Here is a 13,831-nt window from a genome sequence, read left to right as displayed (position 1 = left end):
CTGCCTACCGACGGTAAGGGCCTCGAAAGACATGAGAAACCGCGTCGCACTCCCGCAGTTCTGTGGGTGTCGGTGCTTCGAAACGAAACGCCTTACCGGTCGCGTCGTCGAAGCGGACACATGAGCACGATTCGGGTGGTGTGGGGGACCGCCACCGGGCCGACCGCGCTGTCGTCGTACGACGCGGCGCTGGCCGAGGCGGGCGTCCACAACTACAACCTCGTGACGCTCTCGTCGGTCATCCCCGAGGGACCGACTATCGAGGTGGCCGAGACGGCGCCGGACCTCGGGCCGCCGGGCGAGGCGCTGGAAGTCGTCCAGTCGGCGGCGACGGCCGCGCCGGGCGAACGGGCCGCGGCAGGCGTCGGGTGGGCCCGCAGCGAGGGCGGCCCGGGCATCTTCTACGAGGTGGACGGGACCGACCCCGACGCCGTCCGGACCGAGATTCGCGAGGGGCTCGCCGCCGGGCGTGACCTCCGGGACTGGGACTTCGTCGAGGAGTCGGTCCACGTCGAGTCCGTCGCCCCCGAGGAGACGTACGCCAGCGCCGTCGTGCTGGCGACCTACGGCGAGAGTCACCCCGTCGTCTGAACGCCGCGCTGCCGGCCGTATCTGACTAGTCACGGGGTTTTTAGTACCCTACCGCCTAAGTGGAGCAGAACGTCCATGTATGGGAATTCGCCGCTCGGTGGCGACACGGAGAAAGTGACGCTCACGCCGGAGCAACGCCAGACGCTTCGCGAGGACCTCGCGGGCGTCGCCGCTCGGACGCGGGAACTACTGCCGGGAGAGTACGTCGTCGGGTCCGAGATAAGCGACAGTCAGTCGGGGCCACGGGCGACCATCGCCGTCCAGCCGCCGGTGGGCTCGGTCGTCAGCGCCGACTACACACCCGAGGACGCGGACAGCGCGACCATCACCGACGCCGAACGCGACGACCTCGCACAGGGTATCGCGGCCTCCGCGGCCCTGCAGGTCAAGCAGGTGATGGGTGACGAGACGACGCCGACGGCGCAGTAACTTCTAGACCGCCTTCGCCGCTTCCGGCGGGTTGTAGAACAGCGCGTAGCCGATAGACCCGCTGGCCGGCAGCGACCCGGCCGCCAGCGCGGCGACGACGCTGAGCGACGTGAGGACGGCGCCGGCGGCGGCCACCAGCATCGAGAGCGCGATACTCGCGAGGACGAGATCGGCCGTGGAGAGGGTGTGGGCGGCACCGAGCATCGTGCCTGTTCGGACACGCGCCAGCTAATTAAATATTATTACTACGGTCGTCGCCCCCGTGTGGCTCCCCCTCGCTACGCTTTTTCGAGGCAGTTCACTGCGCTCGGCTCCTCGCTACTTCCCCCAGAAGGGGTCCCGATTGCGGTGTTTCTCTAGGTACATCGACAGCGCCTCGCGTTCGTCGACGGAGATGTCTTCTTTGAGTTCCTGTTCGAGAATCTTCGCGTGTTTCTCTGGAATCTCCACCCAGAGGTCGTCGCCCTCCTCGATTTGCCGGCCGACGGTGGGACCGTCGATGGAGACGGCCATGCGCTCGCCGGTGCGGGCCGAGTCGACGTCCTCGCCCTCGTCCTGGATGGTCTTGAGGCGCCCGACCCGCGTCGGTTCGCCGTCCGCCCACTTCACGACGTTGACGTTCCGGCGGAGTTCGCCCGAGAGTATCTCCACGCCGACGACGGCCGGGTCGGACTGGCGGAAGGTGTGGTCCTGCAGGATACGGAACTTCGCGGGGCGCGTGATGTTCTCCAGAATCTGCTCCTGCTGGGCCTCCTCGATGGCGGTGACGTGGTCGTCGTAGCGCTCGACGAGTTGGTAGATGACGTCGTCCTCGAACAGTTCGACGTCCTCCTGTTCGGCGAGGTCACGGGCGTCGTCCAGCACCTCGACGGAGAACGCGAGGATGGCCCGGTGGGTCGGTTCGTTGGCCGTCTCGGCGACCCGGACGTCCCGCGGCGCGACGGCGCCCACTTCGGCGCGCATGATGGGTATCTCTTCTTCGGCGAGCGTACTGGAGATGGCCTCCAGCGACCCGAGCGTGTCGGCCTTGACGACCACACCCTCCTCTTGGGTTGTGACCTCGATTTCGGCCAGTTCTTCCTCGACTTCGGCGATGACCTCGCTCTGCTCGCGGTTCCGGACGACGCGAATCGGCGCGCCGGCCATGGCGTCGTCTAAGTCCGGGGCGGCTATCTTCACGCCGTCGGCGGCCGTGACTTCGTCGACCTGTTCGAACTGCGCCTCCGTCCGAATCTCTTCGAGCGGTCGGGGGCGCAAGAGCGCCCGAACGTCGGTGACGATGGGTCCCTGCAGGCCACCGACGACGATAGTGTCGTCCGCGCGGATGGTGCCGTCGTAGACGATGGCGTCGAGCGTCGTCCCGAAGCCCTGCGTGTCCTTGACTTCGAGGACGGTGCCGACGCCGGGGCCGGCGGTGTCTATCTCCATCTCCTCTTTCATGTAACGCTGGGAGAGGCCCATCATCACCGTCAGGAGGTCCGGGACGCCTTCGCCCGTCTCGGCGGAGACGGGGACGACGCCGATGTTGGCCTGGAAGTCCTGCACACGCCAGTACATGTCCGCGGAGAAGCCGTTGTCCGAGAGTTCGCCGATAATCTCGTACAGTTTCTGGTTCAGGTCCGAGGTGACCCGCTCGGACTGGGCGTCCATCGTCGCCTGCACGGGCATGTTCTCGTTGGGGTTCCAGCCCGGCACGGTGTCTATCTTGTTCGCAGCGACGATGAACGGCGTCTGGGTCCGTTTGAGGATGTCGATGGCCTCCAGCGTCTGTGGCTGGAAGCCGTCGTTGACGTCGACGACGAGGATGGCGATGTCCGCCAGCGCCCCGCCCCGCGAGCGGAGCGTCGAGAACGAGTGGTGGCCGGGCGTGTCGATGAACAGCAGGCCCGGCAGGTCGAAGTCCGTCGGGTCGACGAGTTCCCCGGCTATCTCCGAGATGACCGACAGCGGCACCGCCGTCGCGCCGATGTGCTGTGTGATAGCGCCCGATTCCCCGGCCGTTACGGCCGACCCGCGGATGCGATCCAGGAGGCTGGTCTTCCCGTGGTCGACGTGGCCCAGCACCGCGACGATGGGTGTTCGAAGGGTGTGGTCCGTCTCTGTGGTGGCGTCCGTGTCAGACATAGATGGCCCCAGAAGTTATCGGAACGAGTCGGTGACAGTAGTTAAGTTCGTCGTCATCGGGCGCACGGGCCGTGAGCGCCGCTCACTCGGTGACGGCGAACGACCCGGTCATGCCGACGCTGCGGTGTGGCGCACAGTAGTACTCGTACTCCCCTGCCGTCTCGAACGTGTACGTGTAGGTGTGGCCTTTCTCGAAGGTCCGGCCGCCGTCGCCCGGCGTCCCGGTCCAGTCGCTCCCGCTCGGCGTCGTCGCCGGCTTGACGTTGTGGTTGCTACTGCGCCACTCCCAGCGGACGGTACTCCCGACCGGGACGGCGAACGTCTCCGGGTCGAAGACGAAGTCGCCGGGCCCGACGAGGACTCGCTGGGCCGCGTCGGCGGGCGTCGCCGTCCCGGTGGCCGTCGGGGAGTCGGTGGGCGTCGCCGTCTCTGTCGGTGTGGACGTGTCCGTCGGCGACGGCGTCGGTGTGTCCGTGGCAGTGGTCGTCTCTGTCGCCGTCTGCTGGGGTGTCTCGCCGCCGCCGTCGCCGCCACACCCGGCGAGCGCCCCCGTGACGCCCGCGGCCAGTGCTGCGAGGAACCGGCGTCTACTCTCGGTCATGTGCCCACTGTGGTCGCCGGTGGTAAAACACTACTCCGTCGTCAGACGGCCCGTGGCGTTTATGTAATCTCGCTCAGAAGGGACCGTATGGCCGAGATACTCGCCGAGAACCTCTCGGGGAAAGACGTCATGGGTAGCGACGGGGCGGAACTGGGTAGCCTCTACAACATCACGATGGACCTCTCGTCGGGGTCGCTGAAACACCTCGTCATCGACCCCGCGGAGTCACTCCGCAACACCGACTTCGAGTACAGCGACCAGGGTCGGCTGATGGTCCCGGTCGACCGCGTGAAGGCAGTCAAAGACCACATGATCGTCAAACGGTAGATGTACGTTCTCGACTCGTCGGCGTTCATCAACGAGTACCACACTGACGAGCAGATAGCGACGATTCCGCTCGTCCAAGAGGAGTTAGAGGGGGAGGCTGCCTTCCGATTCGACGCACTCGAAGGGTCGGGCATGCACCTCCACATCCCCGAGCAGGACACCGTCGAGCGCATCGAACGCGCCGCCCGCGAGACGGGTGACCTCGCGGAACTCTCGGAGACGGACGTCCGCCTCGTCGCCGCCGCCTTCGAACTCGACGCCAGACTGGTCACCGACGACTACGCGATGCAGAACGTCGCCGAGAAACTCGACGTCGACGTCGAGGTCATCGCCCGCGACGGCATCTCCGAACAGCGCGACTGGCTGTTCCAGTGTGCCGGGTGTGGGCGGGAGTTCGACGAGAACCACGACCGCTGTCCGGTCTGTGGGAGTTCGCTCTCCCGGAAGAACCCTGCCTGAGCAGTCACGCCGTCGACTCTTCGACGTCTTCCAGACCGAGGTCGATGAGTTGCTTGACCACTTCCTCTTCGGTGATGCCGTAGCGGCGGGCCAACACCTGAATCGCCCGGGCTTGGCCGTCGTCGCACACGACCGTGAACCGGGATGACATGTCACTACGTCTACCGGGCGAGCGCATAAATACCCGTCAGACAGCCGTCACACGGCGAGTATGGCCGTCTTACCTTACACCGGCAGTGACGTCCCGGTCGTCGCGAGGTAGTAGTTCAGGACGAACAGCCCCGCGTTCCAGAGGCCGTGGGCCAGCGCCGGGACGACGATGCTCTCCGTGTACTCGTAGACCGTCCCGAGGACCAGCCCCAGCGCACCCGCGGTGAGGACGTACGTCCACGCGCTTCCGGAACTGATGGCGAAGGCGTGGCCGAGGCCGAACAGCAGGCTGGCGAGGACGATAGCCGGGACGACGCCGAACGAACGGCGAAAGAGACCCTGCACGACGCCCCGGAAGACGAGTTCCTCGCCCGGGCCGACCAGCAGGAGAGCGACCGGGACCATGTAGAGGAACAGCGGCGGGTTCTCCCGGCCCGCCTCGATGACGCTGTTCTGGCCGGATTCGACGCTGGTACCGAACACTGTCTCGACGACGGTGCTGAGCAGGTCGACGACGACGCCCATCACTATCGCGCCGAGGAAGATGCCGACGACACCGGCCACCACCCACCCGGCGTCCCTGAGCGTCGGCGACCGGACGTGCAGGAGCGACTGCTCGTTCCGCAGTCCGACGAAACCCAGCGCGGCGACGACGAATCCGACGAACGACACCGCGTTGACCGCCGCGTACAGGGACGCGGGCGTTCCAGCGGCGTCCAACGGGAGCGAGACGCCGAACAGCGCCGCTCCGACCTGTCCCAGAAGCCCCGCGAGGAGGAACGCCGCCGCGACGACGGCCAGCGCCCGGACGCCGTTCACCGCGACTGTGCGGCCGTCAGCCACCGAGACGTACGGGGGAGTGAGTGCCATAGCGAGCGTTGATACACGGTAGTCGTCGGGTCCACAAGACCCCACCGATTGGGTGCGTCGGGCGCGAGGGCCCCGCTACCCCGTCCGGTCGTCGATGTGGTGGACGGCGCTCGGCGAGAGGAGGCGACCGGTCGGCAGTTTCACCCAACCGTTGGCGAGCACCCGCAGGGCCCCTTCGTGGAGCACCGTCTCCTGTGCCATGTCCGCGTACACGACGGCGTCCGCGTACTCCTGTACGACGTCGTCGAGGGCGTCGCCCCAGACGGGTTCGTCCGAGATGACCATACCGTGCCGTCGCCCCGACGGGACAAAATACTGGTGCGGGCTTGTCCTTCGAGACTGCACACCGACGCGTCCCGCTAGTCGATTCGGTAGCTCGGCCGGTCGGCCACCGTGCGCGTCTCCTCGGTGTCCTCGCCGGCGAGCAGTCCACGGGCGGCCCGCTTGCCCCACTCGACGGCCGGTTGCGTGAACGTCTCCACGTCGGCGAGTTCGCCCACGAGGACGCAGGCGGCCTCCATCGCGTACAGCAGTTCGCCCAGATTGCGGGCGTCGAGGCGGTCGAGTTCGAGTTCGACGGCCGGCCGTCCGGCCGCCGAGAGGCTGGCGACCGTGGCGTCGTACTCGGCGTCGAGCAGTTCGCCGAGGTCGGCGCCGGCCAGATACGAGAGCGACTCGTTGCCCGGGTCCGGGACGGGCACGTCGGCCCGTTCGCGCGGGCGGACGACGGTGACCATCTTGTCTCGGGGACCGGCCCGATACAGTTGGAGTTGGGAGTGCTGGTCGGTCGCACCCAGCGCCCGCGCCGGCGTCTGGCCGCGGCCGTCCTTCCCGAGGCTCTCGGCCCACAGTTGGGCGAACCACTCGGCGAAGTACTCCAGTCGTTCGGCGTAGGGCATGACGGCGTTGACGCTCGCGCCTCGTTCTTCGAGTGCGTAGGCGACGGCACCGTAGGCGTAGGCGGGCGTGTCGTACAGCGACGGCCCGAGGTCGTCGGCCACGTCGCCGGCCCCCGCGAGCAGGCCCTCGATGTCGAGGTCCACGATGGCGGCCGGCACCAGTCCGACCGTCGACAGCGCGGCGAACCGGCCGGGCACGCCGTCGGGCAGGGGGAGCGTCGGCAGGTCCTCCTCGTCGGCGAGTTCCCGGAGCGGCCCGGACTCGCCCGTCGTGGCGACGGTCCGCTCGGTCCAGTCGACGCCGCGGGACTCGTAGGCCTCGCGGACGACGAGGAAGTTCGCCAGCGTCTCGGCGGTGGTGCCGGACTTCGAGACGACGCTGATGGCCGTGTCTTCGAGCGGCAGGCCCGCGAGCGTTCGCTCGACGTGTTCGGGGTCGACGTTGTCGAGGACGACGTGTCGGTCGGGGTCGTCGGCCAGCGCTGCCGTGACCGTCTTCGCGCCCAGCGCGGAGCCACCGATGCCGACGGTGACGACGTACTCGGCATCTGCGACGGGTTCGACCGCCTCGCGAATCATCTCGGGGTCGGTGCGGTCGGGGAGGTTCAGCGCGGCGTAGCCGAACTCGTCGGCCTCGCGGCCGTCGGCGATTGTCTCGTGGGCCGCGGCGACGCGCTCGTCGAGGGCGTCCAGCGCGTCCTCGTCGACGCCGGGGTCTGCGACGGTACCGAGAGCGGCACCGATGTCTACGTGCATACGCGAGAGGTCGCGGGCCTCGTACATATGTCTCGGGGAGTCGCCAGCGAACGGGGCGTTTAACCGCCCTGTGCCCCTAGCGCCGACGATGACAGACGCGACGACCGCCGACCGCGGCGAGGAGGCCCAACAGACGTACAATGGGCTCCCGGGCGCCTTCCTCTACGCCGTCCGCACGAGCGAGTCGTGGCTATTCAAGGGGTACGTCGTGCTGGCGCTCCTCCTCTCGCTGGCCATCGGCCTCGTGTTCGTCTTCGGCCTCGTCTCGATACTGGCCCAGACCAGCAGCGTCCGCGGCGGGACGTTCACCTTCTCCCGGTCGTTCTTCCTGTTCGTCGGCGTGCTCGTCGTCGCGCCGCTGCTGGCGCCGGTGTTACTCGTCGCCCGCCGACACCGCCGCTCGGCGTCGTCGGTGACCTACGACCGGGGACTGGCGCTGTCTGCGTTGCTGTTCGTCGCGTCGCTGTACGTCGGCCTCGTCGTCTCGGTCCCGCCACAGTTGCAGGAACCGACCGGGAGCGCCGTCGTCGCGACGCTGTACGGGCTTCCCCAGATCGCGGGCCTCGTGCCGCCGCTGGTCGCCGTCGGCGTGATGTACGCTGTCCACAGACTGTTGCGGTGAGCGCGGGTCGAAACCCGGAAGAACGCCGACAGCGTACCCCTGTCCATGACCACGAAAGAGGGGACCTTCCTCGTCACGCACGCCGACGACGAGTCGGCGACACTGCGCGACGTCGCCGACTCGCAGGTACTGACGCTGTCGGAGAACCCGGGGGTCGACGCCGGGAACGTCGTCGACGCCACCGTCGAGGCGGAACCACCGATGGAGGTGACCTACACCGTCGTCGAACTGGACGCCGAGCGCACCATCCCCGTCGAACGGGTCGACTTCGAACCGACGACACAGGTCAAGGACATCGCGGCCGACCAGCCCGTGGGCGACCTGACCACCCGCGAACGGGCCGGCGAGGGCGAGATTCACGTCCTGACCGTGCCCGAGGGCGACACCGACGAGGCGGCCACGGAGGTCGTCGAGGACGAGGCCACCCTCTCGCGGGCGGCCCGCCTCGGCGTCGACCGGGTGGAGGTCCGTACCGCTACAGGCGTCGTCAGCGTCCGCTATCTGCCCGACTGAGGGCGGACTCGCTCGTCGCGGGTGCGGCGTTCCAGTCGGCCGCCACTGCGCTCCGGCGGGCCGCGAACGACGGTCGCACCCTTCCCAGATTGGGAAGGCTTATTCAAAGCCGTGCCACACTCTCGCCCATGGTCGAGTTCGAGGTCCCGGAAGTCGATTACACCCAGTACTCCAACCGCCAACTGGTGGCGGTTCCGCTGGCGGTACTGCTGGTGGCGCTCATCGTCCTCGCGGGCTGGTGGGCCATGACCGGGTCGCCGGTCACGCTCGGTGTCGACTTCAAGGGCGGGTCGGAGGTCACGGTCGAGACGACGCTCTCACAACAGGAGATACGCCAGTCGTTCGACGAGCCGGTCGTCTCCGTGCAGGGCGTCCAAGGACAGAGCAACCAGTACATCGTCACGTTCGACTCGTCGAACATCGACGCCATCCGCCAGACGGTCGACGACACCGAGGGGATGGAGCGGCTCCGTAGCGGCACCACCTCGCCGCTCTTTGGCGCCGAGAACCAGCGCCTGGCCGTCGTCGGCGTCGGGGTCGCCTTCCTCGGAATGAGTCTGCTCGCATTTGCCCTCTTCCGGACGTTCGTGCCGAGCATCGCCATCGTCATCTCGGCGTTCTCGGACATCGTCATCCCCGTCGCCATCATGAATCTGGTGGGCATCAAACTCTCGCTGGGCACCGTCGCCGCCCTCCTGATGCTCATCGGGTACTCCGTCGACTCGGACATCCTGCTGAACAACCACGTCCTCCGTCGCTCGGGCGGGTTCTACGAGTCCACCTACCGGGCGATGCGGACCGGGGTGACGATGACGCTGACCTCTATCGCCGCGATGGCCGTCATGGCCGTCACCGCGACGCTGTTCGGTATCGAGCTGATGGCCTCCATCGGCATCGTGCTGGTGCTGGGGCTGACCGCCGACCTGATGAACACCTACATGCTCAACGTCACGCTGCTTCGCTGGTACAAGTACGAGGGGGTCAACCGATGAGCACGCTCCGCGAGAACTGGCGCATCGCCCTGCTCGTCGTCCTCCTGCTGGGCAGTGCCGTCGCGCTGTTCGTCCCCGGCACGCCGCCGGGCACGACGCCCGAGGAGGGTGCGGGCGACGCCTCGAAGGTGAGCAACCTCCAGTACGGCATCCAGCTCTCCGGCGGGACCCGCATCCGCGCGCCAATCGTCGGCACGACGGCCGAAGGTGTCGACGTGGCGCCGAACCAGACGGCCGCGCTCGCACAGAACGTCTCGAACGAACTCGGTATCGACCCCATCGACGTCGAGGTGCGGGCGGGCCAGCGAGGCGCGAACGGCACCGTCGAAGTGTTCACGCGCAACGTCACGAATCAGGAACTCCGGGCCGCCCTCGAAGCCGAGGGGTACAACCCCTCGACGATACGGCCCGGCGTGACACAGGCCACCCGCGAGGAGATGGTCGAGAGCGTCACCGACAAGATCCGGACCTCCGCACTCAGCGGCGGCCGGGTACAGGAGGTCAGTGCGCCCGGTAGCTCCCGGAGCTTCATCAGCATCACCGCGCCGGACCGCGAACCCGAGGCGCTCGTCGACATCCTCGAAGAGCGCGGTGTGGTCCGGATGTACGCCGTCTACCCGTCGAACAACGGGAGCTACGTCCGCGAACAGGTCCTCTCGCAGGACGAGTTCGCCGGCGTGGCCTCGGACGACACGCAGTCTCGCGGCCCGGTCGCACGGGTCACCGTCGAACAGAGCGCCGCCGAACGCTTCAGTAGCGAGATGGTCGACGCCGGCTTCGGACAGGCACGGAGCTGTCGCAACTACAACCACAGCGACATCCAGCAGACCGAGGGCCACTGTCTGGTGGCGACGCTCAACGGCGAACCGTTCTACGCCCGCGGTGTCGCACCCGGCCTCGCGGAGTCGTTCCGTGAGAACACGTTCAAGGACGACCCCATCTTCGTCCTCCCGGCCGACAGCATGGAGATGGCGCGCGAGATCGAACTGAACCTGAAGGCCGGCCGCCTGCCCGCGCCGCTGGACTTCGAGAACTCCGACCAGCTCTCCCTCTCGCCGGCGCTGGCCGAGCAGTTCCAGCAGAACTCGCTCGTCACCGGCCTGCTGGCCGTCCTCGCCGTCAGCATGGTCGTCTACGGCCGCTACGGCCGACCCGAAGTCGCGTTCCCGATGATTGTGACGGCGCTCTCGGAGGTGTTCATCCTCCTCGGGTTCGTCGCGCTGGTCCAGTACCCCCTGAACCTCTCGCATCTGGCAGGGTTCATCGCCGTCATCGGGACGGGGGTGGACGACCTCATCATCATCGCCGACGAGATACTCCAGCAGGGGAAAGTCGAGACAGGCCGGGTGTTCCAGAGTCGCTTCCGGAAGGCGTTCTGGGTCATCGGCGCCGCCGCGGCGACGACCATCGTCGCGATGAGTCCGCTGATGGTGCTCTCGCTGGGGGACCTCTCCGGGTTCGCCATCATCACCATCGTCGGCGTCCTCATCGGCGTGCTGGTCACCCGTCCGGCCTACGGTGACATCCTCCGGAACCTCGTGCTGGACGAGGACTGAACCCGGCGACTGCCACCGCTCTCGCCCGCCTCGACGTCGTCGTCCGACCTCGTTTCACGACGGCGTCGAGATATTCCTTGGTACGACGTGACAAATTCGTTTAGATTGACTTATCACCTGTCGCGCCCTACGTTCACTTCCCGTTGGAACGCGGGGATACACTGGACGACGTATCTCAGACTGTCCGTTCAGGACGGAAAGGGATGCGTTGGGGGCAACAACCGAGCAGTCCGTCACAGGATTCCGAGGTTAACGCTCCGAAGGAGAACCGCCACAGCCCATCGCCGGCCCGGCCGGCAGGGTCGGTAAGAAGGCCAAGTACCGGACGTCACGTAAGTGACGCTCGGGAACCCAGCACGTCGGCAAAGGCTGGTGCAAGCCCAGCTAAAGCCCGCAAGGGCAAGGCCGGTGGAAGCCCGGCTAAACGCTGACACGAGTGCTGGACGGGTCGCAAGGGCTGCTGAAAACATCTCCCGTCCAGGTCCAAGCCGCGTTCACGGGAATTTTCGGCTGTCAGAACTCGCCGAGCGTCGCCTGTTCGGCCGCCGCGAGGACGTCCTCGCAGGTCGACCACGACGCTCGCGCGCAGTCGGGCAGGTCGCCGTTCTCGTCGACGTACCCTGCCAGAAACTCGCGCGTCGTCGGGTCGCTCGGATAGCCGGAGCCGACGGCACCGTACGTCTCCGAGAGCGACGCCACGTGTGCGTCGCGGGCCACTTTCGCCACGATAGAGGCCGCGCCCACCAGCGGATCCGTCTCGTCGGCGCCGTGCTCGGCATCGACGGTCACCGTCGCCTCGACTCGTTCGGCGACCCGCCTGCCGAACCGCTCGGCGTCGGTGTCGCCGGCGTCGACAGTGCCCGAGAGACCGTCCGTCGCGACGCCGGCCAGCGCTTCGCCGTGGGCCGCGACGGTCAGCGTGTTCATGTCCGTCTCCGGGTCGTCGATGCGTTCGACCGGAATCTCGGCGACGGCGACGGCGTCGGCGGCGTCGCGTATCGCCTCGTCCAGTCGCTCGCGCCGGGCCGGCGGGATACCTTTCGAGTCGCCCACGCCCTCGGGGAGCGCCGCCGGGTCGGCCCGGACCACGGCGGCGAACATCGACCCAAGTACGGGCCCCTTCCCGGCTTCGTCGACGCCGAATCGCATGGCTGGTCGGTCTGCTGGCGCGAGCAAAGTCGTTGCGGTCGGGCCACAGCCAACGGTGGGGTCGCCACGACTATTCGTAAGATTGACAGTCGAGAGCGTATTTCCGACCGACGATGGCCGATTTGGACCGCGTCTACCGGGCCCTCGCTGCAGAAGAGCGCCGACTGGCGCTCGCATGTCTCGAACACCACCGGCAGCTGACGCTCCCTGACCTCGCAGAGCTGGTCCTCGAGCGCCAGCAGGACGCGGACGTCGCGAGTCTCTCGGGCGAACGGCTCCGCGATACGTACTTTCAGCTCTACCACACGCACGTGCCGGTCCTCGAAGACTGTGGACTGGTCCGGTACAGTCAGGAGGACGACCTCGTGGCCGCGACGGACCGGATTCCGGCGGCGCTGGACTCCGTCGAGGAGAACGTCGAGCGGTTACGGGCGTTTCCGACCGACAGCATCGGCGACTGACTGCTCCTCGCGAACTGCTTTGTCGGTGTCCGAGTGTCGTCGTTAGTTCGGCCCGCCGGTACCGTTTCCGTTGCCCGGCGGTTGCCGGAGGAAGGGCTCGAAATCGACGTTGCCGACGACGTCGCTCCGGCCGTCGTCGTCCGCGGCCTGATTGTACGTGGCTTCCTCTGGGCCGTCGGGACTGCCCCACCAGTTGTTCCTCGCGTCGACTTCGGGGTCCGCAGACGGGTCTCGCCTCCCGCCGTCGGTCCCGTTCCGGTTGTTGAGGCCGATAGCGACGAGGAACTGGTTCTCCCTGAACGTGAGTCCACTCCCGTCGCCATCGATTTTCACGGCCTCGGGGAGTATCCCCTCCGCGCTCGTGATGTCCTCGATGACGTTGCCGGTGATACTCGTATCTTCGGTCGTGCTGAGGGTCTGGCCAGTGATATTAGCGGAAATTCCGATACTGATTCCCTGTGCGAACGTGAAGCCGAAACCCTGGCCGTCGGATGGATCGGAGTCGGTGTCGCTTGCTGCGACGAGACCGCGTATCTCGTTGTCGTCGACGTCGACGGTCGCGGTGCTGTGCTGGACGACGATGCCCAGCGCCGCGAGGTCGCTCTCGATGCCTTCGATGGTGTTGCCGTTCACCACCGCGTCTGTGACGGTGCCGGGGCCGTCGTTGTCGGCATGGAAGCGGATGCCGTTGGCCGTCGGGAACCCCGACCGCTCTGTCGTCTCTTGATCGAGGTTTCGAATAGTGTTGTTCGCTATCTCGATGCCGTCGTGGTCACCCTGGCCCACGAGGATACCGGCGACGTCCCGTCGACCAGTCGGGCCGACGTCCTCGACGGTCGTGCCCACGACGGTGACGTCGTCGACGCCACGTTCGACTTTCACACCGAGTCGACCGTCGGGGGTCGTGACAGTGAGGCCGTCCAGGGTCACGCCGTCGGCCGCGACACTGACGGCCGTGTTCGCCCCACCGCCTGCTATCGTCGGGTCGGCGTCCGTCTCGATGGTCACCGCGACGTCGACGGCGACTGGGTCGTACGTCGCCGAATCGGTCACCGTGAGCGTGTCGCCGTCGCTGGCCGCGTCGATGGCGCTCTGGAGCGCGTCGCCACCGCCGGCGACGGTACTGTTCGCGGCCGCCGGCCCGGCGAGGCCACCGAGTCCCAGCACGCCGGCCGCTATCGCTCCGCGTTTCAGTACCGCCCGGCGTGAGATGCCGGTGTCTGTGTCTCGCAGATAACCCACGGTTGCCCCGACTGACCAGCGGGGCATAAGTGCAACATTACGTTCAGACGGTTCTGCGCGCGTTAGAACCATCTTACCAGCCGCTCGGGC

General features: G+C 67.3%; 18 protein-coding genes. 9 read left to right on the top strand and 9 right to left on the bottom strand.

Going from position 1 to position 13,831, the window contains the following annotated elements; genetic code table 11:
* Positions 1-120: 120 nt before the first annotated feature.
* Both EGH21_RS13600 and EGH21_RS13595 read left to right on the top strand, forming a co-directional pair.
* Complete coding sequence (locus EGH21_RS13600; RefSeq protein ID WP_220619030.1) at positions 121-591, top strand: pyruvoyl-dependent arginine decarboxylase; 471 nt, start codon at positions 121-123, stop codon at positions 589-591.
* A 75-nt stretch (positions 592-666) separates the two neighbouring features.
* On the top strand, positions 667-1,020 hold the full coding sequence (locus tag EGH21_RS13595; protein WP_220619029.1) for a DUF5811 family protein: 354 nt from the start codon (positions 667-669) through the stop codon (positions 1,018-1,020).
* A 3-nt stretch (positions 1,021-1,023) separates the two neighbouring features.
* On the opposite strand, the gene EGH21_RS13590 is transcribed toward EGH21_RS13595, so the two are convergent.
* The 3 genes from EGH21_RS13590 to EGH21_RS13580 form a co-directional block, all read right to left on the bottom strand.
* Complete coding sequence (locus EGH21_RS13590; RefSeq protein WP_220619028.1) at positions 1,024-1,224, bottom strand: DUF8015 family protein; 201 nt, start codon at positions 1,222-1,224, stop codon at positions 1,024-1,026.
* Between the two features lie 114 nt (positions 1,225-1,338).
* Positions 1,339-3,144, bottom strand: a complete 1,806-nt coding sequence (gene infB, locus EGH21_RS13585) for a translation initiation factor IF-2 (RefSeq protein ID WP_220619027.1) — start codon at positions 3,142-3,144, stop codon at positions 1,339-1,341.
* Between the two features lie 82 nt (positions 3,145-3,226).
* Entirely contained in the window at positions 3,227-3,745 is a 519-nt protein-coding gene (locus EGH21_RS13580; protein ID WP_220619026.1) for a plastocyanin/azurin family copper-binding protein, read from the bottom strand.
* 87 nt (positions 3,746-3,832) lie between these two features.
* Here EGH21_RS13580 and EGH21_RS13575 point away from each other — a divergent pair, with 87 nt between their 5' ends.
* Together EGH21_RS13575 and EGH21_RS13570 are read left to right on the top strand one after the other, a co-directional pair.
* Entirely contained in the window at positions 3,833-4,072 is a 240-nt protein-coding gene (locus EGH21_RS13575; RefSeq protein WP_220619025.1) for a PRC-barrel domain-containing protein, read from the top strand.
* Entirely contained in the window at positions 4,073-4,531 is a 459-nt protein-coding gene (locus EGH21_RS13570) for an NOB1 family endonuclease (RefSeq protein ID WP_220619024.1), read from the top strand.
* Positions 4,532-4,535: 4 nt separating this feature from the next.
* On the opposite strand, the gene EGH21_RS13565 is transcribed toward EGH21_RS13570, so the two are convergent.
* The 4 genes from EGH21_RS13565 to EGH21_RS13550 all read right to left on the bottom strand — a co-directional run bounded on the left by EGH21_RS13565 (position 4,536) and on the right by EGH21_RS13550 (position 7,206).
* On the bottom strand, positions 4,536-4,682 hold the full coding sequence (locus EGH21_RS13565) for a CopG family transcriptional regulator (RefSeq protein ID WP_220619023.1): 147 nt from the start codon (positions 4,680-4,682) through the stop codon (positions 4,536-4,538).
* Between the two features lie 74 nt (positions 4,683-4,756).
* The gene (locus EGH21_RS13560) at positions 4,757-5,551 is read right to left on the bottom strand and encodes a CPBP family intramembrane glutamic endopeptidase (protein ID WP_220619022.1); all 795 of its coding nucleotides are present in this window, start codon (positions 5,549-5,551) and stop codon (positions 4,757-4,759) included.
* Positions 5,552-5,626: 75 nt separating this feature from the next.
* Positions 5,627-5,836: a hypothetical protein gene (locus tag EGH21_RS13555; RefSeq protein ID WP_220619021.1), complete on the bottom strand. Its 210-nt coding sequence runs from the start codon at positions 5,834-5,836 to the stop codon at positions 5,627-5,629.
* A gap of 74 nt (positions 5,837-5,910) precedes the next feature.
* On the bottom strand, positions 5,911-7,206 hold the full coding sequence (locus EGH21_RS13550; RefSeq protein ID WP_220619020.1) for a glucose-6-phosphate isomerase: 1,296 nt from the start codon (positions 7,204-7,206) through the stop codon (positions 5,911-5,913).
* 88 nt (positions 7,207-7,294) lie between these two features.
* Between EGH21_RS13550 and EGH21_RS13545 the strand changes: the two genes are divergently transcribed.
* The 4 genes from EGH21_RS13545 (at position 7,295) to EGH21_RS13530 (ending at position 10,889) form a co-directional block, all read left to right on the top strand.
* Positions 7,295-7,828 (top strand): DUF8056 family protein, encoded by a 534-nt coding sequence (locus EGH21_RS13545; RefSeq protein WP_220619019.1) that lies wholly within the window; start codon positions 7,295-7,297, stop codon positions 7,826-7,828.
* A gap of 45 nt (positions 7,829-7,873) precedes the next feature.
* Positions 7,874-8,341 (top strand): DUF5812 family protein, encoded by a 468-nt coding sequence (locus tag EGH21_RS13540; protein WP_220619018.1) that lies wholly within the window; start codon positions 7,874-7,876, stop codon positions 8,339-8,341.
* A 128-nt stretch (positions 8,342-8,469) separates the two neighbouring features.
* The gene (gene secF / locus EGH21_RS13535; protein ID WP_220619017.1) at positions 8,470-9,333 is read left to right on the top strand and encodes a protein translocase subunit SecF; all 864 of its coding nucleotides are present in this window, start codon (positions 8,470-8,472) and stop codon (positions 9,331-9,333) included.
* Positions 9,330-10,889 (top strand): preprotein translocase subunit SecD, encoded by a 1,560-nt coding sequence (locus tag EGH21_RS13530; RefSeq protein WP_220619016.1) that lies wholly within the window; start codon positions 9,330-9,332, stop codon positions 10,887-10,889. Before secF ends, EGH21_RS13530 begins: the two co-directional genes overlap by 4 nt.
* Before the next feature lie 513 nt (positions 10,890-11,402).
* Here the strand turns inward: EGH21_RS13530 and rnhB are convergent.
* On the bottom strand, positions 11,403-12,038 hold the full coding sequence (gene rnhB / locus EGH21_RS13525; protein ID WP_220619015.1) for a ribonuclease HII: 636 nt from the start codon (positions 12,036-12,038) through the stop codon (positions 11,403-11,405).
* A 113-nt stretch (positions 12,039-12,151) separates the two neighbouring features.
* Between rnhB and EGH21_RS13520 the strand changes: the two genes are divergently transcribed.
* Complete coding sequence (locus tag EGH21_RS13520; protein WP_220619014.1) at positions 12,152-12,499, top strand: DUF7344 domain-containing protein; 348 nt, start codon at positions 12,152-12,154, stop codon at positions 12,497-12,499.
* 42 nt (positions 12,500-12,541) lie between these two features.
* Here EGH21_RS13520 and EGH21_RS13515 read toward each other — a convergent pair whose 3' ends face one another.
* The gene (locus EGH21_RS13515) at positions 12,542-13,741 is read right to left on the bottom strand and encodes a right-handed parallel beta-helix repeat-containing protein (protein WP_220619013.1); all 1,200 of its coding nucleotides are present in this window, start codon (positions 13,739-13,741) and stop codon (positions 12,542-12,544) included.
* Positions 13,742-13,831 lie beyond the last annotated feature (90 nt).

The sequence above is a fragment of the Haloarcula rubra genome, assembly GCF_019599465.1.
Classification (GTDB): domain Archaea; phylum Halobacteriota; class Halobacteria; order Halobacteriales; family Haloarculaceae; genus Haloarcula; species Haloarcula rubra.
This window is presented reverse-complemented; position numbering and strand designations above follow the sequence as displayed.

Excerpts from the sequence above, each read along its gene's own strand:
- infB (WP_220619027.1), bottom strand. The coding sequence starts at position 3,144 with ATGTCTGACACGGACGCCACCACAGAGACGGACCACACCCTTCGAACA.
- EGH21_RS13550 (WP_220619020.1), bottom strand. The coding sequence starts at position 7,206 with ATGCACGTAGACATCGGTGCCGCTCTCGGTACCGTCGCAGACCCCGGC.
- secF (WP_220619017.1), top strand. The coding sequence starts at position 8,470 with ATGGTCGAGTTCGAGGTCCCGGAAGTCGATTACACCCAGTACTCCAAC.
- EGH21_RS13590 (WP_220619028.1), bottom strand. The coding sequence starts at position 1,224 with ATGCTCGGTGCCGCCCACACCCTCTCCACGGCCGATCTCGTCCTCGCG.
- EGH21_RS13560 (WP_220619022.1), bottom strand. The coding sequence starts at position 5,551 with ATGGCACTCACTCCCCCGTACGTCTCGGTGGCTGACGGCCGCACAGTC.
- EGH21_RS13580 (WP_220619026.1), bottom strand. The coding sequence starts at position 3,745 with ATGACCGAGAGTAGACGCCGGTTCCTCGCAGCACTGGCCGCGGGCGTC.
- EGH21_RS13555 (WP_220619021.1), bottom strand. The coding sequence starts at position 5,836 with ATGGTCATCTCGGACGAACCCGTCTGGGGCGACGCCCTCGACGACGTC.
- rnhB (WP_220619015.1), bottom strand. The coding sequence starts at position 12,038 with ATGCGATTCGGCGTCGACGAAGCCGGGAAGGGGCCCGTACTTGGGTCG.
- EGH21_RS13570 (WP_220619024.1), top strand. The coding sequence starts at position 4,073 with ATGTACGTTCTCGACTCGTCGGCGTTCATCAACGAGTACCACACTGAC.
- EGH21_RS13595 (WP_220619029.1), top strand. The coding sequence starts at position 667 with ATGTATGGGAATTCGCCGCTCGGTGGCGACACGGAGAAAGTGACGCTC.
- EGH21_RS13565 (WP_220619023.1), bottom strand. The coding sequence starts at position 4,682 with ATGTCATCCCGGTTCACGGTCGTGTGCGACGACGGCCAAGCCCGGGCG.
- EGH21_RS13530 (WP_220619016.1), top strand. The coding sequence starts at position 9,330 with ATGAGCACGCTCCGCGAGAACTGGCGCATCGCCCTGCTCGTCGTCCTC.
- EGH21_RS13575 (WP_220619025.1), top strand. The coding sequence starts at position 3,833 with ATGGCCGAGATACTCGCCGAGAACCTCTCGGGGAAAGACGTCATGGGT.
- EGH21_RS13600 (WP_220619030.1), top strand. The coding sequence starts at position 121 with ATGAGCACGATTCGGGTGGTGTGGGGGACCGCCACCGGGCCGACCGCG.
- EGH21_RS13520 (WP_220619014.1), top strand. The coding sequence starts at position 12,152 with ATGGCCGATTTGGACCGCGTCTACCGGGCCCTCGCTGCAGAAGAGCGC.
- EGH21_RS13545 (WP_220619019.1), top strand. The coding sequence starts at position 7,295 with ATGACAGACGCGACGACCGCCGACCGCGGCGAGGAGGCCCAACAGACG.
- EGH21_RS13540 (WP_220619018.1), top strand. The coding sequence starts at position 7,874 with ATGACCACGAAAGAGGGGACCTTCCTCGTCACGCACGCCGACGACGAG.